The sequence below is a fragment of the Algoriphagus confluentis genome, assembly GCF_036245625.1.
Lineage (GTDB): Bacteria > Bacteroidota > Bacteroidia > Cytophagales > Cyclobacteriaceae > Algoriphagus > Algoriphagus confluentis.
The window spans coordinates 317,043-335,793 of record NZ_BTPD01000004.1 but is presented as its reverse complement, the minus strand read 5'-3'; the positions used below and the strand labels follow the sequence as shown (position 1 = coordinate 335,793).

At 42.4% G+C, this 18,751-nt stretch carries 22 protein-coding genes; 7 read left to right on the top strand and 15 right to left on the bottom strand.

All coding sequences use genetic code 11. The annotated features are described in order from the left end of the window. Nucleotides 1–183 precede the first annotated feature (183 nt). Nucleotides 184–1,533 carry a PhoH family protein gene (locus tag AAA943_RS08010; protein ID WP_338223709.1) on the top strand — a complete coding sequence of 450 codons (1,350 nt, stop codon included), beginning with the start codon at nt 184–186 and terminating at the stop codon, nt 1,531–1,533. A 113-nt stretch (nt 1,534–1,646) separates the two neighbouring features. Here the strand turns inward: AAA943_RS08010 and AAA943_RS08005 are convergent, their stop codons facing one another. From AAA943_RS08005 to AAA943_RS07950, 12 genes are all read right to left on the bottom strand, one after another. Further along, nucleotides 1,647–2,204 carry a hypothetical protein gene (locus tag AAA943_RS08005; protein WP_338223708.1) on the bottom strand — a complete coding sequence of 186 codons (558 nt, stop codon included), beginning with the start codon at nt 2,202–2,204 and terminating at the stop codon, nt 1,647–1,649. After that, nucleotides 2,201–3,535 (bottom strand): hypothetical protein, encoded by a 1,335-nt coding sequence (locus tag AAA943_RS08000; protein ID WP_338223707.1) that lies wholly within the window; start codon nt 3,533–3,535, stop codon nt 2,201–2,203. Before AAA943_RS08000 ends, AAA943_RS08005 begins: the two co-directional genes overlap by 4 nt. Before the next feature lie 289 nt (nt 3,536–3,824). After that, entirely contained in the window at nt 3,825–4,526 is a 702-nt protein-coding gene (locus AAA943_RS07995) for a hypothetical protein (protein WP_338223706.1), read from the bottom strand. Nucleotides 4,527–4,673: 147 nt separating this feature from the next. Further along, entirely contained in the window at nt 4,674–5,777 is a 1,104-nt protein-coding gene (locus AAA943_RS07990; protein ID WP_338223705.1) for a DUF6544 family protein, read from the bottom strand. 187 nt (nt 5,778–5,964) lie between these two features. After that, on the bottom strand, nt 5,965–6,345 hold the full coding sequence (locus tag AAA943_RS07985; protein WP_338223704.1) for a PH domain-containing protein: 381 nt from the start codon (nt 6,343–6,345) through the stop codon (nt 5,965–5,967). Between the two features lie 2 nt (nt 6,346–6,347). Further along, nucleotides 6,348–7,130, bottom strand: coding sequence for a sensor histidine kinase (locus tag AAA943_RS07980; RefSeq protein ID WP_338223703.1), 783 nt, complete (start codon nt 7,128–7,130; stop codon nt 6,348–6,350). Further along, the gene (locus AAA943_RS07975; protein ID WP_338223702.1) at nt 7,123–7,845 is read right to left on the bottom strand and encodes a hypothetical protein; all 723 of its coding nucleotides are present in this window, start codon (nt 7,843–7,845) and stop codon (nt 7,123–7,125) included. Before AAA943_RS07975 ends, AAA943_RS07980 begins: the two co-directional genes overlap by 8 nt. Beyond that, the gene (locus tag AAA943_RS07970) at nt 7,836–8,195 is read right to left on the bottom strand and encodes a molecular chaperone DnaK (protein ID WP_338223701.1); all 360 of its coding nucleotides are present in this window, start codon (nt 8,193–8,195) and stop codon (nt 7,836–7,838) included. The genes AAA943_RS07975 and AAA943_RS07970 overlap by 10 nt, the downstream gene beginning before the upstream one ends. Before the next feature lie 112 nt (nt 8,196–8,307). Then, nucleotides 8,308–11,277, bottom strand: coding sequence for a protein translocase subunit SecDF (gene secDF, locus AAA943_RS07965; protein WP_338223700.1), 2,970 nt, complete (start codon nt 11,275–11,277; stop codon nt 8,308–8,310). An 82-nt stretch (nt 11,278–11,359) separates the two neighbouring features. Beyond that, nucleotides 11,360–11,707 (bottom strand): hypothetical protein, encoded by a 348-nt coding sequence (locus tag AAA943_RS07960; protein WP_338223699.1) that lies wholly within the window; start codon nt 11,705–11,707, stop codon nt 11,360–11,362. A 56-nt stretch (nt 11,708–11,763) separates the two neighbouring features. After that, nucleotides 11,764–12,384, bottom strand: a complete 621-nt coding sequence (gene udk / locus AAA943_RS07955) for a uridine kinase (protein ID WP_338223698.1) — start codon at nt 12,382–12,384, stop codon at nt 11,764–11,766. A 31-nt stretch (nt 12,385–12,415) separates the two neighbouring features. After that, nucleotides 12,416–12,997, bottom strand: a complete 582-nt coding sequence (locus tag AAA943_RS07950; RefSeq protein ID WP_338223697.1) for a non-canonical purine NTP diphosphatase — start codon at nt 12,995–12,997, stop codon at nt 12,416–12,418. A 193-nt stretch (nt 12,998–13,190) separates the two neighbouring features. Here AAA943_RS07950 and AAA943_RS07945 point away from each other — a divergent pair, with 193 nt between their 5' ends. Beyond that, complete coding sequence (locus AAA943_RS07945; RefSeq protein ID WP_338223696.1) at nt 13,191–13,754, top strand: LOG family protein; 564 nt, start codon at nt 13,191–13,193, stop codon at nt 13,752–13,754. A 116-nt stretch (nt 13,755–13,870) separates the two neighbouring features. Beyond that, entirely contained in the window at nt 13,871–14,374 is a 504-nt protein-coding gene (locus AAA943_RS07940) for a hypothetical protein (RefSeq protein ID WP_338223695.1), read from the top strand. Here AAA943_RS07940 and AAA943_RS07935 read toward each other — a convergent pair. Further along, nucleotides 14,361–14,741 (bottom strand): hypothetical protein, encoded by a 381-nt coding sequence (locus AAA943_RS07935; protein WP_338223694.1) that lies wholly within the window; start codon nt 14,739–14,741, stop codon nt 14,361–14,363. The two genes, AAA943_RS07940 and AAA943_RS07935, sit on opposite strands and share 14 nt — an antisense overlap. Nucleotides 14,742–14,745: 4 nt before the next feature. Next, nucleotides 14,746–15,474: an LOG family protein gene (locus tag AAA943_RS07930; protein ID WP_338223693.1), complete on the bottom strand. Its 729-nt coding sequence runs from the start codon at nt 15,472–15,474 to the stop codon at nt 14,746–14,748. Between the two features lie 162 nt (nt 15,475–15,636). Between AAA943_RS07930 and AAA943_RS07925 the strand changes: the two genes are divergently transcribed. The 4 genes from AAA943_RS07925 to AAA943_RS07910 all read left to right on the top strand — a co-directional run bounded on the left by AAA943_RS07925 (nt 15,637) and on the right by AAA943_RS07910 (nt 17,779). Continuing rightward, nucleotides 15,637–16,242 (top strand): YkgJ family cysteine cluster protein, encoded by a 606-nt coding sequence (locus AAA943_RS07925; RefSeq protein ID WP_338223692.1) that lies wholly within the window; start codon nt 15,637–15,639, stop codon nt 16,240–16,242. 65 nt (nt 16,243–16,307) lie between these two features. Then, complete coding sequence (locus AAA943_RS07920; RefSeq protein WP_338223691.1) at nt 16,308–16,667, top strand: phage holin family protein; 360 nt, start codon at nt 16,308–16,310, stop codon at nt 16,665–16,667. Next, the gene (locus AAA943_RS07915) at nt 16,660–17,037 is read left to right on the top strand and encodes a hypothetical protein (protein ID WP_338223690.1); all 378 of its coding nucleotides are present in this window, start codon (nt 16,660–16,662) and stop codon (nt 17,035–17,037) included. The genes AAA943_RS07920 and AAA943_RS07915 overlap by 8 nt, the downstream gene beginning before the upstream one ends. Next, nucleotides 17,024–17,779, top strand: a complete 756-nt coding sequence (locus AAA943_RS07910) for a geranylgeranylglyceryl/heptaprenylglyceryl phosphate synthase (protein ID WP_338223689.1) — start codon at nt 17,024–17,026, stop codon at nt 17,777–17,779. Before AAA943_RS07915 ends, AAA943_RS07910 begins: the two co-directional genes overlap by 14 nt. On the opposite strand, the gene AAA943_RS07905 is transcribed toward AAA943_RS07910, so the two are convergent. Then, nucleotides 17,762–18,691 carry a helix-turn-helix domain-containing protein gene (locus AAA943_RS07905; protein WP_338223688.1) on the bottom strand — a complete coding sequence of 310 codons (930 nt, stop codon included), beginning with the start codon at nt 18,689–18,691 and terminating at the stop codon, nt 17,762–17,764. The genes AAA943_RS07910 and AAA943_RS07905 overlap by 18 nt on opposite strands. Nucleotides 18,692–18,751 lie beyond the last annotated feature (60 nt).

Genomic DNA, 18,751 nt, shown 5'->3' with positions numbered 1-18,751 from the left:
TAAGTCTCCCGCAACTTTGCAACTTTCAAACTTTGTCACTTTACAACTTTTTTATCAAATTGATTCTCAAGCCCATCCCCCTTTTTCGTGATTTTTAACCATAATTTATTGGAAATGCATGCCTAATCCCCGAGATTATTTTTTAAATTATTTCAGCACTACACCACTACAATTTTCCTGCGCATGCCTAGAGCCAAATCCGATAAAGATCGGAAAATCTTTGTGCTGGACACCTCAGTGATCCTTTATGCACATAATTCCATCATGAACTTTGCCGAGCACGACGTGGTCATCCCGATCACGGTGCTGGAGGAACTGGATCAGTTCAAAAAAGGCAATGACACCAAAAACTTTGAAGCCCGGGAATTTATCCGATTGCTGGACAAGCTGTCTCTAGATCAGCGCATCGATCAGTGGACTCCACTCAACGGAAAGACCAAGGGCAATTTCAAAGTGATGATGAACCATCCCGAAAACGAGCGAAATGCCATTGAAATCTTCGGAGAAGAAAAAAATGACCACAAAATCCTCAACGTGGCTGTCCACCTTCAGGAAACGGAAAAGTCCCGAAAGGTCATTTTGGTATCCAAGGACATCAACCTCCGTCTCAAAGCGAAGTCATTGAATGTCCATGCCGAGGATTACGAGACGGGAAAGATCAAAAACATCACCGAGCTCGAAAATACCGGAAAATACGTCATGGAGTCGGTCGACCCCGATGCGATCAATAAATTATATGAACAAGGATACATTGAAGCCAAAGTGGTGTTGGGTACCCGAAAGAGAAAGTCCAATGCCTACTACATCCTCAAAAGTGATAAAAACTCCGTGCTGGCATTTTACAATTCAGAGGAAAATGTCTTGGAGCGCGTAGATAAAAGACTGGCGTACAATATCAAGCCCAAAAATGCCGAGCAAACTTTTGCTCTTCATGCCATCATGAATCCTGCAATCAAATTGGTCTCTATCCAAGGGGTAGCCGGAACAGGGAAAACGCTACTTGCTTTGGCAGGTGCACTTGAACAGCGTCGGGAATACAAGCAGGTATTTCTTGCCCGGCCAATTGTGCCCTTGTCCAACAAAGATATCGGATACCTGCCGGGAGATATTAAGTCCAAGCTCAACCCGTACATGGAGCCGCTTTGGGACAACTTGAAGTTTATCCAAAATCAATACAAAGAGACCGACAAGGAATACCAAAAAATCACCGAACTGGTCAATCAGGAGAAGCTGGTCATACAGCCTTTAGCTTACATCCGAGGACGCTCGCTTTCCAATATCTTCTTTATCGTGGATGAGGCGCAAAACCTGACTCCGCATGAGATCAAAACAATCATTTCCAGAGCAGGTGAAAACACCAAAATCATCTTCACAGGTGACGTCTTCCAGATCGATACTCCTTATTTGGATTCTCAATCTAACGGTTTGTCTTATCTCATCGATCGAGTCAAAGACCATCCGCTCTATGCACATATCAAGCTGGAAAAAGGAGAGCGATCTGAATTAGCCAATCTGGCGAATGAGTTGTTGTAGTCTTTGGGAATGGATTAAGACAAAAAAAGGTAGGCAAGAAACACTTGCCTACCCTAATTTTAATTAAGAAAATAAGGTTTAATTTATTCTCTACTAACAAGATATTTTTCCATTCAAAGTTGAACACCGATGGACAGAGAGTTGATCCAATGATAACTGGCCTTCTCATAGGTATAGGAAAGAACTAATGGCAACTTAATTGGTAATATGTACCCAATTCTTAAACCGAAAACTTCCTGACCATGATCTGCAACATCATATCGAAGGACATTTCCTTCTCCATCTAGTAGAGTCGCTTCATTTCGCTCAAATCCAACTCTCCGATATCTCAATTGGGCTACAAAAGTATCTTTAGACTTAATTGGGATCGTTTTCGAAAGTCCAATTCCAATCCAATATCCATTTTGAAACCATTCCGAAGTGCAGGTAGTACAATTCAATAATTTCTCATAACCTAAACCTCCCAAGCCATCCAAACCAATTTTTTTAACAATAGGAAATCTATACTCAGCTCCAAGTCCAATTCCGGTATCAGAAAACCCTCTTAATCTACTTTCAACTTGAAGGTACCCTAGATTGATTTGAAATCGCTTCTCCTTTACTTCTTGAGAAAAAAGGTCACTTGGCCTAAGAAAAAATAGTAGGCAAATAAAGATGATCAGGTTTTTCATAATCGCGTTAGTCTTGGTTCTAATGTAAATTGCGCCCTACCATCTCTGCCTGTTAATTGCCAAATGGCATTCCCTCCATAATGTCCAAGTCCATTATCAATCTTGTGTCCTCCATTAATTTCAGCGCACCTATACCAAGTTTGAGAACCGAATGACATTGTATCACCTTGAGAAACTGTTTGTTGAGAATTGGTTGTCACTCCCGTAGTTGGATTGACGCTGACCGAAGTTACAGTCTGAGTTAGAACATGATTATTTCTTTGATAGGCAATAATTAGTTGTATCGAAATATTAGAATCATGCCAATGGGTTAGTATAGGTTGGGCCAAAAAATCAGTTTTCCAACCAAAATCCCCTCTGTTTATCTTTTTTTCGTGAACAAGCCTATTGACATTAAATCCAAGAGAAGGTACCCCAGAGGCATTTAAGTTATAGGCACCATAAGCTACCCAAAATGTGATAAAATTTCCTGAAGGCCAACCTTTCGTATTGTCCAAAATTCTAAAACTCGGCATATGATATCGGACAACGTCAGTAGACAAAACTTCGTCACAAGTTATCTCTTCATTGAATGGAACCACATTGGTTAAACTTAAATTTTCACTGTTAATTCCTTTCTTTTCGAATGACCTTTCATAAAGACCTTGTCTAAAGGCTCCAAAAACTATTGTTGGATTTTTCATTGCATATTCATCACTTACCATAAACACATCAAGTGTTTGATTTTCCAATCCCTCCAAGATTGAAGCGAGTGACCGATTTTCACCAAGCTTAACTTTAAAGGCTGGGGTTTCACCTTTCCAATTAGGATCTTTTCTATAACCCTCGTCCTCCATCTCTTGAGTCCACCATGAAATAGTCAACTCATCAATTTCCTCAAGGGAAAAATTTCTGGCTAGGTAAGGAGCTAATACCTCCAAATCGTTTTGATTAATAAAATCGATAAAAAAATCTGAATCATACGGACGACTTTGAGTTCTAGACGATTTGTCCTGATTTTTAAAAACAGAAACGATTGATGACTTCTTTCGAGAAATAAGATCATTTTCAGTTTCAAAAACCCTTCGCAAACTAAATTCCAATTCACCTTCATTCCCTTCTAGACGTGAGTATCCATAAAACTCATCTAGTACATCCGCGTTGTCCAATATTGATGCAAAAATTGCCGATAAATGAATTAAATCCTTTTCATTTATACTTTTTTGATTAGGTGATAATTCTTGACTTAATTCAGAAATTACCAGCTCAGGTTCTATTTGGTTACATGATCCAATTAAAAAAATAAGAGAGAGAGAGAATAAAAATCTCCTAATTTGTTTTTCATTTTTCATGAAATGCTTGTTAATAATCGTTTTAGCGAGACAAAAGTATTAGGAAGTAAAACATCAAAAAATACCCTATATAGGGTATTTTTTGATGTTTTACTCAAACTTCTACAAATAGAGACACTAAAAACGATTAAATTGGAACAGTGAAACTTTAGATTATCCAGAAGTAATTTTGGATCTTGGCTCGGCGAGAAAAGAGAACGATCCGAGCTGGCGAATGAGTTGTTGTAAATAAAAATTAGAGAACCTTGTCCGAACAATACCTCTGGAATAATCTATTTCAGATGTTTTTTCATTTCCTTACCTCAGAATATTCCTCAATCAGGCTGACCATCTTTTTGGTGCTTTCATTCAGGGAGTCGGAAATATCCTTCATTTCCTGCCAAGTGATATCCGCGCCTCTTTGCCCAATGTAAGTGTTTGTATTCATCAGTTCGGCAAACCAGTTGGTGATGATAATCATAAGTTGGGAAAGATTGGATCGGCTGTTTTGGATTTCCAAGGGAGGCTTGAAAAAGAAAGTCGTGACCAAATCCAAAAATCCAACCGAGCCAAAAGCAATGGCCAAAATGGTCTTGTCATGGGCTGCAAAATATATGGAAGTCACAATCAGCCCAATTCCTAGAATAAACGCAGTGATATACATAGCCATGATGTAATTGTAGGCCCGGGTAGCATCTTTGACGACCATCTGCAGGGAACTCTTGATACTCATGATGGTGTCGTAGGTGTTTTCCATGTTTCGAGTATTGAGTTCGAAGCCTCTGATCTGCGCTTTTACCTGCTCTTCGTTCAATTTTTTTCCATTTTCGGACTTCAGGTAGTCAGTTTCCCTGGCTTTTGCAGAAACTTCTTTGATTAGGGTCATCAGCGGGAGTAGGGTCTCTTTGTCCTCTTGTGATAAATTGGGGTCTTCCGAGGCCAGCTTATCCGCTTCTTCGTTGACTAGCATCAGATTTTTCAGATAGTCAAAGGCTAAGGCTTTATTTTCCATAAGGTGCTAGGTTAAGTTTTTGAAAAAAGAGAATTCAGTACTAAAGGAAATCGAAAGCATCGCAAAAAGTCATCATTCTCATTCCTGGATCGAGTTAAGTTAATGAATTTTAGTGATTTGAATCCATGTTGCTTTTTCTCCTGACGGTCAGAATTCTATTCTTTCAGGATTATACTTAATGTCTTTTACCTCCAGCTTCAGCCAAGTCCAGTCCCCCGAATCCAGCTTCCAGGTAGAGGTCATTTTTGAAGGAACGCGGATTCCTTCAAAGGTGCTGTATTCCTGAATATCCATGATCCATTCTGTTCGCTGAGCATCTGTTTCATTGCCTCGGTATCTGAGAGCAGAGAAACGAGTGACTTCTCCCCCCTTATTGAAGAAGAAAGTACCACTGCCTGAAGTACCTTGAAATTCTAATGTGGCTTTGGCCGAGTGGCTATCGATAGGCTCCCAACTGACATGCGAACTGAGTGCAAGAGAAGGAAACCAGACCATCTCTCCCAAGAATCGCTGTAGGGATCCTTCGTCCAGTTTTTCGCCTTTTTCATCCACGATGGGAATCAGCCCATTGAGCTGGATAAGCATTTCCCCTTTTCCATTTTCAAATTTATCCCTGCCTCGAAAGTTCAAAAAAGAATTCATCCGGGCATCCACCACCCAGATGAAGGCCGGAGGATTCATACTGGTATATTGCTCTGCAGTCGCTTCCATCCATTGATCCTTGTTCGGACTCATTTGCATTTCTGCAATTTGGGACACTTTAGCACCATTCAAATAAGGCTTTCCTATCATCCCCGACTGCCGAATCCAACGAGAAACCGGTTCAGGAAGGTTCTTCAGGTCTTCCTCTTTTACTGACTGGACACCCGAGGGGTTGCTTGCCCGGACGATTTGGAGGGTTTGATTTTCTACCATTTGCTGAAAGCGGAATTGCCCCCAATTCATCAACGCAATGATAAAAATGAGAAGGTTTGGGAGTGTTCCGATTTTGGCATCTTTCCAGAAGATAAATACCAAAACCTGAGAAATCACCACCCCAATCAAACCGATCAACCAAGAATACTTGGACTGAAAAAGGTACATCAGTCCATAAATCACAAAAAGGGCTGCAGCAAGGAGCCATAGCAGACCCATGGGTTTGGATATGGGTAAGGTCAGTTCTCTAATTTCCCTGATCTGAAATGCTTTCAGAAAGCCCAAAAGGTGAATTAATCCATGAAGGATAACCAGTATGAAAAAGAGGATTTTCATAAAAGCAGTATCTTTGGTTCGCTATCATTTTCAGCAAGATTTTCTCCGCCGATTCCAAAAGGCACTTTTTGAAATTATTGAAAATCAACGGCTTTGTCCAGAGCATAGGGAAAAATGTCATTTTCTCGGATCAAAAAACTGGTAGAATCCCGAAAGCCAGCTTGCAAATGCACGGTAATTCCTGATTTTACTTCAAAACATGATAGGCCAGAAGCTTTTGCACTTCATAGACATTGACCGATTTATTGAACTGCTTTTTGATACTGGGATTGGTTTCACTCGAAATCCAAATTTTCAGCTCTGCATCCAGATCAAAGGTTCCGGTAGTTTCAATACTAAATCTGGAAATGCATCTGTAGCTCACGGAAGTGTACTCTCTTTTGCTTCCTGTCAGACCCTGCACATCCACTAAAATCAGCCGTTTGGTAGTGAATATAAATGTATCTCGGACCAGCTTGAAGCCAAGCTCTATAGTTTCCCCTTCTGTTAGAAGTGGTCCGTATTTTTGGAAAAGTTCTTCCTGAGGCACTGCGCCTGCATTTCCTAAAAGAGCTGAGAAAAGTCCCATAATTAAGGTTGGTTTAGAGAGGTTTTATTCGGCGTGGGGAGCTGGAGTCGGATTAAAGTCCCCACTCCGATTTTTGAGTCAATTTCCAGTTTCCCTCCGATAGTTTCCATTCTCTTTTTGATGTTATACATCCCACTTCCCTGAGAGGCCAGAGAAGTGTCAAATCCTTCCCCATTGTCTTTGATTTCAATTTTTCTCGCCACCCCGTTTTGATAGATTTTCACAGAAAGTTCTGTCGGCTTAGCATGCTTAATGGCATTGTTGAGGCATTCCTGAATTACTCGAATTAACACCAGCTTTTGATCTTTTGCCAGCTGATTGAATGACTGGTCAGATTCAATTCCTGTTTTGCAAAAACCGGTGGATTCAATTCTGTTCAATTGACTGGAGATGAATTCGTCTACCGAGATGCTTTCTACCCAATCCAGATTCAGGGATTTGGACAGGCTTCGGACTTCTTGGATGATCTGGTTCAAAAACTCCTTTCCTTCGGCTTGCCGTTCGGGCTTGGTGGAGTTTAGATTGAGTTTGGCGAGAGATAACAGCTGACCGATATTGTCATGAAGCTCCCTTCCGACATGCGAAAGGGTTTCTTGCTGGATTTCGTTTTCGATATCCAAAAGCATTTTGTCGTAATCTGCTTTGAGCTGCTTTAGCTTTTCCTGATTTTGTACTTGCCTCTGCCTATGCAGGACCACAATAGCCACCACAAACAGGGACATAAAAAATGCGAAGAATATTCCTCCAAAAAGGATAAGGATAAATTGGCTTTCCTGTTCAGACATGGATGATTTCTAGTTCAAAATTTTTCTCCATCACTTTGGAATAAATTCCCAAGCAGAGAAGAAGGTTGCAAAGCAAGGACATATGCCTTGGAATCTCATAAACCATGTAGAAAATATCTAAATGGTGTGTATATAAATAAACGTAGGAAATGTAGATCATAAAAGATGAGGAGAAATAAAAAAGAACTATGGTGGTAACCCAAAAACTAAAGGATTTCAAAGGATTGATTGCCAAATTCTCGTCCATGGTAATCAATTCAAAAAAATACAAACTGCAGGATGAAAGAATAAACACGGTATTTACTAAAGCAATGTATTCTCCTCCATCATGAAGGGAGGCAATGCCGTTAAAATGCAAAGCTCCTGAAATCAGCAATAATGCTGCAATGAAATACAGGACTATTCTTCGGTGAGTTTTCTTCTTTAATAAATTTCGGATTAAAAGCAAAAAGAGAATTGAACCTATATGGCCATTAAAAATATTGTATACCCAATGGTTATTAATTTGTTGAGCAGCCAATATGCTTGCCAAAAATTCGTAGAAGGCTATATGAAGCAATATTCCCAAGGAATAAACCATTGTTGGATTGGTTTTATCCTCTTTCTTAAGAAATAAAAAACCAATCCAACCCGCTATTCCGAAAAATAGCATCAGCTTCAGGTAATGGTCAGACCTTTCAAAAAGAACCTGTAATGTGGTTTCGTCTATTCGCATTTTGGAGGGCACATTTGTCCTCTATCGAAATATTCATCTCCATTTTGCGTGGCCATCCTAGAATCGCCTGAATAGATAGGAGAGAATACCAATCCAAGTCTCCCTACATACTTGTCTGAATCGCTGCCATAATATTTCTTGGCCACTTCTTCTGTGTATTCTGTAAAGTGAAATTTGATTCCTGTTACTCCTTCTTGTCCCAAAGCTTCCATGATATCTTCCTTAGAATAGGAAATCCAGTTGGTCTGATCGTCAATATCTTTGTTTTTATCTTTTCCAGCCTTTCCTTTTTTGATTTCCTGGTCATACTTTGCCTTCATTTGCTCAAAGTCCTCTTTGCTGATTTTCATGGTTGTCTGATAAAGTGTTGTTAAGTTTTAGATTCCAAAATATAGCTGAATTTTATCCCACAAAAAAAGGAGCAGATGATGGTCTGCTCCTTTCTTGTTTATTTTACTGGGATCAAGCTGTTTTCTTGGCGTCTTTTTGTCCGGCTTCTTGCTCGATTTCTTTTTTCATCAAGTCAACTACGATCGGCGTCGCAATGAAAATAGACGAATAAGTACCCACACCGATACCTACAAACAGGGCGAAAGAGAATCCTCTCAATACTTCTCCCCCGAAAATCAACAACACAATCACTACGATCAAGGTAGTAAAGGAAGTGATCAAGGTACGGCCCAAAGTCTGATTGATTGCATCGTTGAATACCTTCACCAGTTTGTGAGTGCCTCTGTTTTCGATATTCTCCCGGATTCGGTCAAATACAATCACGGTATCGTTGATTGAGTAACCGATTACGGTCAAAACCGCAGCGATGAATACCTGATCAATCTCAAATGTAGCTCCAAATGCACTGGCAATGGCAAAAGCAGCAATTACGAATAGCGTATCGTGAATCAAAGCCACAATGGAACCCAAAGAGAACTGCCATTTTCTAAATCTCAACAAGATATAAAGGAAGATAGCAATCAAAGCCACCATCATTGCTTCCAGTGAAGAAGCCTTGATGTCGTCAGCTACTGTCGCTCCTACCTTGGAAGAGCCGGTGATTGCAAACTGATTTTCTGCAAGCAGTTCAGCGTTTTCGATGAAGCTGAATCCAGTCACGTTGGCAATTCCTTCTTTCACTTTGTTTTCCACTTCCAAGTTGGAAGCGTCGTCATCTTCATTGATCAGGTAAGAAGTGGTTACTTTCAGGACATTGTTTGATCCGTAAGTTTTTACTTCCACAGAACCGTCAAACTCCCCATCCAAGCCAACTTTCAAGTCGGATGGAACCATGGGCTGGTTGAACTCTACGATGTAAGATCTACCTCCGGAGAAGTCAACTCCGAATTTCAGTCCGTTGATGGCTGCAATAGCCAAACCGATGATGATAATCCCTGTGGAGATCAAGTAAGCTACTTTTCTCTTGCTCAAGAAATCAACCTGAAGGGCAGAAAGTGCATTTTTAGCAAATGGAGCTGAGAAATTGATGCTGCTCTTGTCGCCTTTTTTGGTCATCCAGGATACAATCACCCGAGTAATGAATACTGCGGAGAAGAAAGAGGAAGCAATACCGATCATCAATACGATTGCAAAACCCTTCACCGGTCCTTGACCCAAAGAATACAGAATCGCACCGGTAAGGAAGGTAGTGACGTTACTATCCAAGATGGCAGAGAAGGCTTTGTTGTAACCTGAGTTGATGGCAGCCAGCAATCCGGCTCCGTTTCTCAATTCTTCCTTGATACGCTCGAAGATCAACACGTTGGCATCGATGGACATACCGATGGTCAATACGATACCCGCAATACCCGGTAAGGTCAGGGCAGCACCCAACTGGGCCAGAATACCCAGAATAAAGAAGATGTTGAACACCAGTGCTGCAATAGCTACCAACCCACCTTTGGTGTAGTAGGCAATCATAAACAAGACTACCAAAACCAACCCGGCTACCATAGAAATAATCCCTTGATTTTGAGCTTCCTTGCCCAAAGTAGGGCCAATGATGCTTTCCTCTACGATCTGAGTAGGTGCAGGAAGAGAACCTGACTTAAGGATGTTGGCCAAATCCTGTGCTTCCAGAAGGGTGAAATTACCGGAGATTTCAGACTGACCGTTTGGAATTTCACCGTTTACTACCGGAGCTGTGTATACATAGTCATCCAATACCACAGCAATTCTTCTTCCGATATTCTCTGAGGTAAGTTTTCTCCATTTTCTTGCCCCTTCAGCATTCATCTGCATGGATACTGCTGGACGGGAAGTCTGATCCAAGGTTTGTCTGGCATCAGTTACTACATCTCCTTCCAGAGGAGCCTCATCGCTTCCTCTTGCCGTTTTTACAGCATAGAGCTCAATGATTTCTGTTCCGTCTTCGGCTTTCACAGGCTTGACACCCCAGAGAAGCTTGAGGTCACGAGGCAAAAAGGCCTTGTATCGGTCATTTTTCAGAATTCTGTTGACCGCCAAGGTGTCTTTTACATCATAGACCAAGCCGTAATTGGCTTTGAGCAGGCTGATTACTGGAGAAACGTCGTTGGAAGGATTCATTGGGTCCAATTCCTTCAATTGCTTTTCCAAAGCATTCTTCAAGGAATCTTCCGGAGAAAGATTTTCTTCCGCTTCGGGTTCTTCTTGGGTAGTCGTCGTGGCTTTCTGATCAGCTACCCAAGTAGTGTTGATGGTTTCGATGGCTCCTCCGTATTCGTTGAGTTCCAATACTTCCCAAAACTGGAGTTTGGCTACCCCTTGCAAAAGGTTTCTCACTCTTTCCTGATTGTCAGCACCCGGAAGCTCGATCTGGATTCGGCCGGAACCTGCGATTCGCTGGATATTGGGCTGGGAAGTACCGAATCGGTCAATACGGGTTCTCAGGATATTGAAAGAGCGGTCGATGGCATTTTCTACTTCGGTATTGATCAGGTCGAGGATTTCAGAATCTGAGGATTCCAGAGATATTTTTCCTCTATTTGCCGCTGTGGCAAAAATGCTGCTCAGTTTTTTACCTGGATTGTTTCTTTGCCAGGCTGCATAAAAGAGGTCTGCAAATGAAGAATTTGAGGTTTTGGCCTCCAATCTCGCCTCTTCAACGGACTTGTTAAACGCTTCATCTCTTGGATTTCCGGCGATACCTTTCACGATCTCTACCGGAGATACTTCCAAGGTTACGTGCATACCCCCTTGAAGGTCAAGCCCCAGTCCAAGTTCGGTTTCCTTTACTTCCTGATAAGTGAAGTCTGCTCCCAAAAAACTGTATACAGGCTGTCTCCAGATCGAGTCCAGGTAAGCCCTTCTTTTTCCGAAGTCGATGTTTCCGTTGGTATCTGTCGCATAGTCCGTCGCTTTTTGCTGGATGCTGTTGGATACGAAAGTGAATGACAGATAATACAGACAGAGTGCTGTAATGATCACTGTCAAAAACACAATGATGCCTTTGTTTTGCATAAGGTATAAGTAATTGTTTGTTAAGAAATACGTGTGAATTGTTTTCCCGCGAAGGGAATAAAGAAGGGTTTAAACAAAAAAATCAGGGCCCTTTGGTGGAAATAATCCGCTCAAAAAGCGTTTCCACAAGAGAATTGGGAATGGAGGCAGAGACTGCCTGAAGGGTAGGGAGCTTCAGTTCAAAACTGAAAATCTGATAAATCAGGTAGAGTACCGTATCAGCCACTTGTACAGCAAAAGGGACTACCGCATCCAAAGCTACACTGATGATAGTTTGGTCAGGATTTTCGCTGCCTTGCTCTGTATGGATTTTTTGGGTGTCCGCCGGCAAATATTCTACGCTGGAAATGAAAAAACATAAAATCAACACCACTAGCAGGGTTAGCCGCTGCTTCACTAAGCTTGAGGATGTGTTGAAGACCTTTTTCATTTGCGGCAAATATAGAGAATAATTGGAATCTAAGCGATCAATGTCAGTTTTTTTGCTTAGCTATTGGTCTTGATTCTGAGGTAGGTACGAATCACATCCAAGGCTCTTTCGAAGCTTTGATTGTTGGGGACAATCAAATCCGCCTCATTCTTGAAGGGTTTGATGTACTTTTCGTAAGTAGGCATTACATGCATTTCATACCGGTAAAGCACATCGTCTAGATCATAGCCCCGTTCTACCTTGTCCCGGATGATTCTACGCTTGAGCTTGATGTGATCTTTGGCATCGATAAAAATCTTCAAATCCAGCAAATCCGCCAACTCCGGATAATACAAAACAAAAATCCCTTCAACCACCACGACAGGAGCAGAATTGAAAGTGAGCATTTTGGGCTTTTTGGCTGCGTTGTTAAATGTATATTCTTCTCTATATACCGTTTCTCCTTGCTGTATTTTGCGGATATCGTTGGCGTATTGTTCAAAATCTATACTGTGAGGAGTATCGAAATTATGCACACCTTGAGCATCAATCGGCTGGAGATGACGGGGTTTATAATAGTTATCTTGGGAGATCAGACAAACTTCGCCGGGCTCAAAACTGCTGAGCAAGCGCTCCAAAAAAAGGGTCTTTCCTGAGGCCGAACCTCCAGTGATACCGACGATAAAGGGTTTTTTCATGCGGGGCAAAGTTAATTCATTTTGGGATTACTCAGAATTTTCTTTGGCTCAGGAATTCAATGAATGATTTTACCGCTTTTCCTCTATGACTAATTTGGTTTTTTTCTTCCAAAGTCAATTCCGCAAAAGTCTTTTCAAAGCCCACAGGCCGAAAAACAGGATCATACCCAAATCCTCCTGTGCCGACTTTTTCTTCCAAAATTTCCCCTTCTGCAATCCCTTCAAATGCATATTCCCTACCGTCCAAAATCAAAGCAATCACGGTCCTAAATCGGGCTTTTCGCTCACTTCTACCCTTCATCTTTTCAAGCAAAAGCTGGATGTTCCGTTCATCGCTTCGGGGTTCTCCGGAAAATCTTCCCGAATAGACTCCAGGAGCACCGTCCAGTGCGTCCACTTCCAAGCCCGTATCATCCGCAAAGCAATCCACTCCAAAATGCTCTTTGACATATCTGGCTTTCTGAAAAGCATTGGCATCCAGGGTATGGCCTGTCTCGGGAAGTTCTTCGTCACAACCGATTTCTTCAAGCGAAACCAGGGTGTACTTTGGGCCTAGGGCCGCCTTTACTTCCTCGATTTTCTTTTTGTTGTTGGTAGCAAAGCAGATTTTCATGATTCTGGGACGAAAAATGGGTATAGGTCAAAACTATTGAAAAATGAAAACAAGTACTTTCCCCTTAGGGGAAAACTTCAAAATTTCTTCTTTGTCACAGGGAGATACAGTCCTCAAACAAAATCAGCTATCTTCCCACCTGACTCTCGAAGTCCAATCTTTCTATTTTTGAAAATAAAATCATCGGATTGAAATGAAAAAAATCACGGTATACTGTGGATCCAAGAAAGGGAATGGATCCATCTACGAGGCAGGGGTAAGGGCCCTCGCTCACGAAATGATCAAGCGGGACTTTTCCTTGGTCTATGGGGCGGGTAGGGTAGGTTTGATGGGGGTAATCGCAGATGAAATGCTGGCCGCCGGAAAAGAAGTCCTCGGTATCATTCCCCAAAAACTCGTTGACCGAGAAGTAGCACATACCGGATGTACTGAGCTGATTATCGTCGAGACCATGCGGGATCGCAAGTGGCTGATGGCTGAGCGGGGAGATGGATTTATCGCTATGCCGGGAGGTATCGGCACGCTGGAGGAGCTTTTTGAAATCATGACGCTCAATCAGCTTTATTACATTCAGAAGCCTTTGGCGCTCTACAATGTCAACGGATACTATGACAAGCTGATCGATTTCCTCAATCATGCCATGGAGGAAGGCTTCCTCTATCCCGAGCAAGAGGATTTGATTATCATCTCCGATGACCCGGTGGAGCTATTGGAACAATTGAGTGCCTACCGTTCCCCAAGGCCGTCTGATTGGTAGAGGTTCGCCTCTGAAAAGTGAATTAAATTAGAAAAAAGGGATTTTTTGGGACATCCCGATTCTCTTTTCTATTTTTTGAAGGAGAAATTGTATTTTTGCCCAAACCCACTGACAGAATGATCGATAAGCTGTTTCCTTTGGACAAAAATTACATTTTGCGGCAAGCCCAGTTTGCCTTAGAGGAAGAATTGCTCGATCAGATGGTGTACGAGTTGAAAAGGTCCTACACGCATCTTTACAATCCACTTCAGCTTATGGATGAAACCTATGAGCGGATTCTCGATACCTTCGACTATCCCTCAGACAGGATCCGGCTGATTTACAGGCAGCTTTGTGGAATCTATCGGTTCAAAAACGGGGACAATCAACTCGAATTACTTTTTGACGGTAGAAGTCATTTTGACAAATTCAAGGAAGAATGGGAATCCACCTTCCTCTTATGGGTCAAAAATCTCGGACAGCACGAGCAATATGTCAAGACCATGCTGAGAATGACTCTACTTTTTGATACAGAATCCCGTGCCGAATGGGCAGAGAATCACTGCAAGGCATTTATCAATCAGCATTTTGAACTGAAAGTGGTTAAAAGGCAAGGAGAGCTAAAGCTCAAAGTGGGCTGAAGTCGGAGGGCTCTATTTTGGTCAGTTTTTTTTCCAAGGCTTTTGGCAGCTGATTCCGTGATTCTTCTTTGAGCCAAATCAGAACAACCCCGTTTTCCCCGGGTTGGCCGTATTCAGCTCTAGCCTCAGGGGTCTTCAGGACTTTCATTTCCCTGATTTGCTCGGGGTGCAATCCTGCAATGTCTCTGCGCTCAAACACACCCTGGTCCTCTCCCACAATAACAACAAAAAGCGGATCTTTGGACTCCTGTTGGGTGGGCATACATTGGGTTTGGATCCTCACTCCTTTGCCATCGGACCCTTGTCCAAAGGACTGGCAAAAGGCAAAAATCATAACCAAAAGAAGAAGAAATCCGCTTTTTGTCATGGGCTTAGAAGTTGGGGCTGAGAAGGTATTTGCTGTAAAACTCATCAATAGCTCTCACCGCCTCTGTGGCATCGTCGACTACGGTAAACAAATCCAAGTCAGATTCGCTGATGTAATTTGGATCTCCTCTCAGCAGGGTCTTTTTGATCCAATCCACCAATCCTCCCCAGTATTCCTTTCCTACCAAGACGATTGGAAATCTTCCGATTTTATTGGTCTGAATGAGGGTAAGGGCTTCAAAAAACTCGTCCAAAGTCCCGAAACCTCCCGGGAGGACCACAAAACCCTGGGCATATTTGATAAACATCACCTTACGGACAAAAAAATAGTCAAAGGTTAAAAGCTTGTCCCGGTCAATGTAGATGTTGTTAAACTGCTCAAAGGGCAGCTGGATATTGAGTCCCACAGACTTTCCTCCTTCGGAGTAGGCACCCTTATTCCCTGCTTCCATGATACCAGGACCACCACCTGTGATCACTCCGTAGCCATGCCGGACTAACTTGGCGGCGATTTCTTCCGCGATTTGGTAAAATTCATGGTCTCTGGGCGTCCGAGCGGATCCAAAAATCGATACACAAGGACCGATTTTTGCCAACTTTTCGAAGCCCTCTACAAACTCCGACATGACTTTAAAAATGGCCCAGGAATTCTCGCTTTTTATCTCACTCCAGTTTCTTTCCTGAAATGCCCGCCGAATTTTTTCCTCCGACTTTTTCTCATCGATATGACTCATCTTATTTCTATTTAGCTCTTTAAAAAAACGATTCCAGGACCAAGTTGGACATGCTTTTCGAATATAGCCTTGTAAGGAGCTGGAAATCAGGAAAAAAAAATATTCGTACCAAGGGATTTATCCGCCTTTTCATCTCCTAACTTTGTCGAATATTCACATGGTATGGGTAGTCTGGTTGAGAAGGCGCGGGCAGTTCAGAATTTATTCCTGGAACTTGAGGAAGAAGCAAAAACATTTCACCAAGAGGGAGGTATGGGCTGTCTTTCGGGTTGTGGCTTTTGTTGCTCCAACCCCAAAGTTCCTGCCTCACCCTTGGAATTTTTACCCTTAGCCTTTGACTTGGAATCCAAAGGGATCGCCGATGAAGTCGCCAAGCAGTTGGCCTTGGAAGAGGAGCCGGGTTCTTGTGTGGTCTATCGAAAGCTCAGCGAAGACGGAAAGAAGGGATTTTGCGGGAATTATGCCCAAAGAGGCTTGATCTGCAGATTATTTGCCGCTTCTGCACGCAGAAACCAAAAATCGGGAAAAAAGGAATTGATTACCTGCAAACCTTTGAAAGAAGAACGGGCTCAGGCTTTTCGTAAGGTCACTGAGAAGATCAATGATTCGATGGATGTTCCCATTGCTGCCCATTGGTACACTCGGCTAGCTGATATTGATGATCATCTAAATCAGCTTTACCCCATCAATCAGGCGATTTTGTTGGCATTGGAGCTGGTATTGACGTACCGATTTTACACGCAGGAAGAAGAACGTACTGCCCTGTAAATTTTTTTGATGAAGGGTTTTGGCTTATATTCGATTTCAGTTTAGCCAACAATTTATATCCAGCCATGATCAATGTCGGGGAAATAATCAAGACCCTCAGAGGAATAGTCGAAGCTCGAATCGGGCTGATTAAGGAAGAAATTCAGGAAGAATTTTTCGGGTTTCTTTCTAGACTCATCTTGCTGGTGATCATTGGAAGTCTGCTTTTACTGGTCTTTTTGTTCTTGTCTCTTTCTTTGGCTTTTTTCCTCAGTCAGCTTACCCAAAGCCCTTATTTGGGATTTTTGATTGTGGCACTCATGTATTTGTTGACCGTTTTGGTCCTTTATCTGAGCAGAGACTCCCTGAAATTGCGGCAACGAACTGAGGGTGCACTGAAAAACTTTTTCACCAATATAAAAAACGAGAAAATCAGCGATGAGTAAAGAACTGGAAAAAAGGTCTGAGGAACTCGAACAGACTCTAAATAAGCAACTGGAGCTGCTAAAAAAAGAATCAGAGGATTGGCTCAAGGTGGGGGCTGTAGTCGCAGCAGGTGCACTTTTGGCCTTTGCCGTGGTGAAAGCTACACGTAAGAAAAAGCAACATAAAACCCAAGAGGCCCTGGAAGCACTGGACAGAGAAGGTCTGCTCAATGAGGATATCCGTAGGAGGCTTACCGAACCCAAGAAATCCACTTTTTGGCCTACTTTGTCTCAGCGGGTTTTAATTTTAGGCTTGGCTTTGGCCAAAGACAGGATTTACAGTGCACTTTTTGCACGACCTGAAGAAGAAAAGGAAAGTGAAAAAAGTTAAAAGGCTCCTGAAGAGACTTTCCCAATCGGGAAACAAAGGAGTAGCTTTGCTGATCGATCCGGAAAAGGGGGTAAATCCACGATTGCACCAGGTCCTTGACTCCCCGGAATTGGATTTGATTTTGGTGGGGGGGAGTTATTGTACCGGGGAAGGGCTAGAGGAACTGCTCCGAGAAATCAAAAGAATAGTTGCTAAGGTGCCTATTTGTATCTTTCCCGGTTCTCAGGGACAAGTTTCTCAGGAAGCGGATGCTTTACTTTTTCTTTCCTTGCTCTCTGGGCGAAATCCGGAATACCTGATTGGTCATCAAGTTCATGCCGCAAGGCAAATTCATCAGTCAGGTCTGGAGGTGATTCCTACTGCCTACATTTTGGTCAACAATGGAGAATTGCTCAGCGTACACTCAGTCAGTCAGACCTTGCCCTTACTCAATACTCAAGTTCAATTGATAACCGATACAGCTCTGGCGGGCAAGTTTTTGGGCATGCAGTGCTTTTATCTGGATGCGGGCAGCGGGAGTAGTGTGGCAGTAAGTCAGGAAGTGATTTTTGAGGTAAAATCTTTGGTAAAAAGTCCGCTCATCGTAGGCGGGGGATTGGACTCCGGACAAAAAGTGAAAATGGCCTTTGATGCCGGGGCTGATTTGGTGGTCCTGGGCAATCGGGTGGAAAAGGATCCGTCCTTTCTTGAGGAGATTTTACAGATCAAAACAGCCTACAATTTCTCATTGAAAGCTGATTAAAGAATCCCTTCTTCTCATTTTTCCTGCAGGTACCCCGTACATCATCTTGAATCGTCTGCAGAAATAGGCGGTGTCTTTGTAGCCCACTTCTTTTCCGATATCCCGAATGGACTTTTTAGAGGTACGGAGCAGTTCTACGGCGGCCTCCATTCGCTGGTATTCGATATAATCCTGAGGATTGATTCCTGTCAACATCTTGAAGTACTGTCCTACGTAGTCTTCAGAGACGTTGGCTACCTGAGCGAGGACTTTATTGGACAGATCGCTGTTGAGATTGGTTTTGATGTAATTGAATAGGTCGATTAGTCTTGGGTCTTTGAAATAGGTAGCGTTGGTAGATAGCTCTTCTGTGAACAGCCGGTTTTTCAAAATATGACGGAGCAGTTCGATCATCAATACTTCGGTTAGGGATTTGAGCACACGCTCCTTGCCCACCGTTCCATTTTCCAGCTCTTTCACGATGTCCTCAATCAGCGTGGCAATTCGATCATTGAATCGAATAATAAACGGAGGAATATCCAGAGAATTGAAAAAGTTAACTACATCAAACACCTTGGATTCAAAATTGATCAGGGAAATGCAGTCTTCCTCTATGGTTTTGATGTCCCGGAAACTAATACTTTGAAGGTATTTTCTTTTGGAGTCCGTGAACTGCTCAAATTCCAAATCTGCTTTTTTGCTGCTGGAACCTAAAGTCAGGATGGTTTTTCTTCCCTTCGGTAAAAACAAAATCTCTCCTTCATTCACCAATTCCTGGTCTTCTCCGAATTTGAGCGTGCCATGATGCAGTAAAACGAGCGCATTTTCATTTTCCTGATAATCATTGATCTTTACTGCCTTTTCTACCCGATAATTATTGCCTTTCAAAAAACGGATGTGTACGGATTCAATGATTTTATTGTAATAATCCATGGAGTAATATTTAGGTAGTGAGTAAAAATATCACTTTTCCAGAAAAGAACAGGAATATAT

Bases quoted from the DNA above. Each gene is read 5' to 3' on its own strand.
- AAA943_RS08010 (WP_338223709.1), top strand. From the start codon at position 184: ATGCCTAGAGCCAAATCCGATAAAGATCGGAAAATCTTTGTGCTGGAC.
- AAA943_RS08005 (WP_338223708.1), bottom strand. From the start codon at position 2,204: ATGAAAAACCTGATCATCTTTATTTGCCTACTATTTTTTCTTAGGCCA.
- AAA943_RS08000 (WP_338223707.1), bottom strand. From the start codon at position 3,535: ATGAAAAATGAAAAACAAATTAGGAGATTTTTATTCTCTCTCTCTCTT.
- AAA943_RS07995 (WP_338223706.1), bottom strand. From the start codon at position 4,526: ATGGAAAATAAAGCCTTAGCCTTTGACTATCTGAAAAATCTGATGCTA.
- AAA943_RS07990 (WP_338223705.1), bottom strand. From the start codon at position 5,777: ATGAAAATCCTCTTTTTCATACTGGTTATCCTTCATGGATTAATTCAC.
- AAA943_RS07985 (WP_338223704.1), bottom strand. From the start codon at position 6,345: ATGGGACTTTTCTCAGCTCTTTTAGGAAATGCAGGCGCAGTGCCTCAG.
- AAA943_RS07980 (WP_338223703.1), bottom strand. From the start codon at position 7,130: ATGTCTGAACAGGAAAGCCAATTTATCCTTATCCTTTTTGGAGGAATA.
- AAA943_RS07975 (WP_338223702.1), bottom strand. From the start codon at position 7,845: ATGCGAATAGACGAAACCACATTACAGGTTCTTTTTGAAAGGTCTGAC.
- AAA943_RS07970 (WP_338223701.1), bottom strand. From the start codon at position 8,195: ATGAAAATCAGCAAAGAGGACTTTGAGCAAATGAAGGCAAAGTATGAC.
- secDF (WP_338223700.1), bottom strand. From the start codon at position 11,277: ATGCAAAACAAAGGCATCATTGTGTTTTTGACAGTGATCATTACAGCA.
- AAA943_RS07960 (WP_338223699.1), bottom strand. From the start codon at position 11,707: ATGAAAAAGGTCTTCAACACATCCTCAAGCTTAGTGAAGCAGCGGCTA.
- udk (WP_338223698.1), bottom strand. From the start codon at position 12,384: ATGAAAAAACCCTTTATCGTCGGTATCACTGGAGGTTCGGCCTCAGGA.
- AAA943_RS07950 (WP_338223697.1), bottom strand. From the start codon at position 12,997: ATGAAAATCTGCTTTGCTACCAACAACAAAAAGAAAATCGAGGAAGTA.
- AAA943_RS07945 (WP_338223696.1), top strand. From the start codon at position 13,191: ATGAAAAAAATCACGGTATACTGTGGATCCAAGAAAGGGAATGGATCC.
- AAA943_RS07940 (WP_338223695.1), top strand. From the start codon at position 13,871: ATGATCGATAAGCTGTTTCCTTTGGACAAAAATTACATTTTGCGGCAA.
- AAA943_RS07935 (WP_338223694.1), bottom strand. From the start codon at position 14,741: ATGACAAAAAGCGGATTTCTTCTTCTTTTGGTTATGATTTTTGCCTTT.
- AAA943_RS07930 (WP_338223693.1), bottom strand. From the start codon at position 15,474: ATGAGTCATATCGATGAGAAAAAGTCGGAGGAAAAAATTCGGCGGGCA.
- AAA943_RS07925 (WP_338223692.1), top strand. From the start codon at position 15,637: ATGGGTAGTCTGGTTGAGAAGGCGCGGGCAGTTCAGAATTTATTCCTG.
- AAA943_RS07920 (WP_338223691.1), top strand. From the start codon at position 16,308: ATGATCAATGTCGGGGAAATAATCAAGACCCTCAGAGGAATAGTCGAA.
- AAA943_RS07915 (WP_338223690.1), top strand. From the start codon at position 16,660: ATGAGTAAAGAACTGGAAAAAAGGTCTGAGGAACTCGAACAGACTCTA.
- AAA943_RS07905 (WP_338223688.1), bottom strand. From the start codon at position 18,691: ATGGATTATTACAATAAAATCATTGAATCCGTACACATCCGTTTTTTG.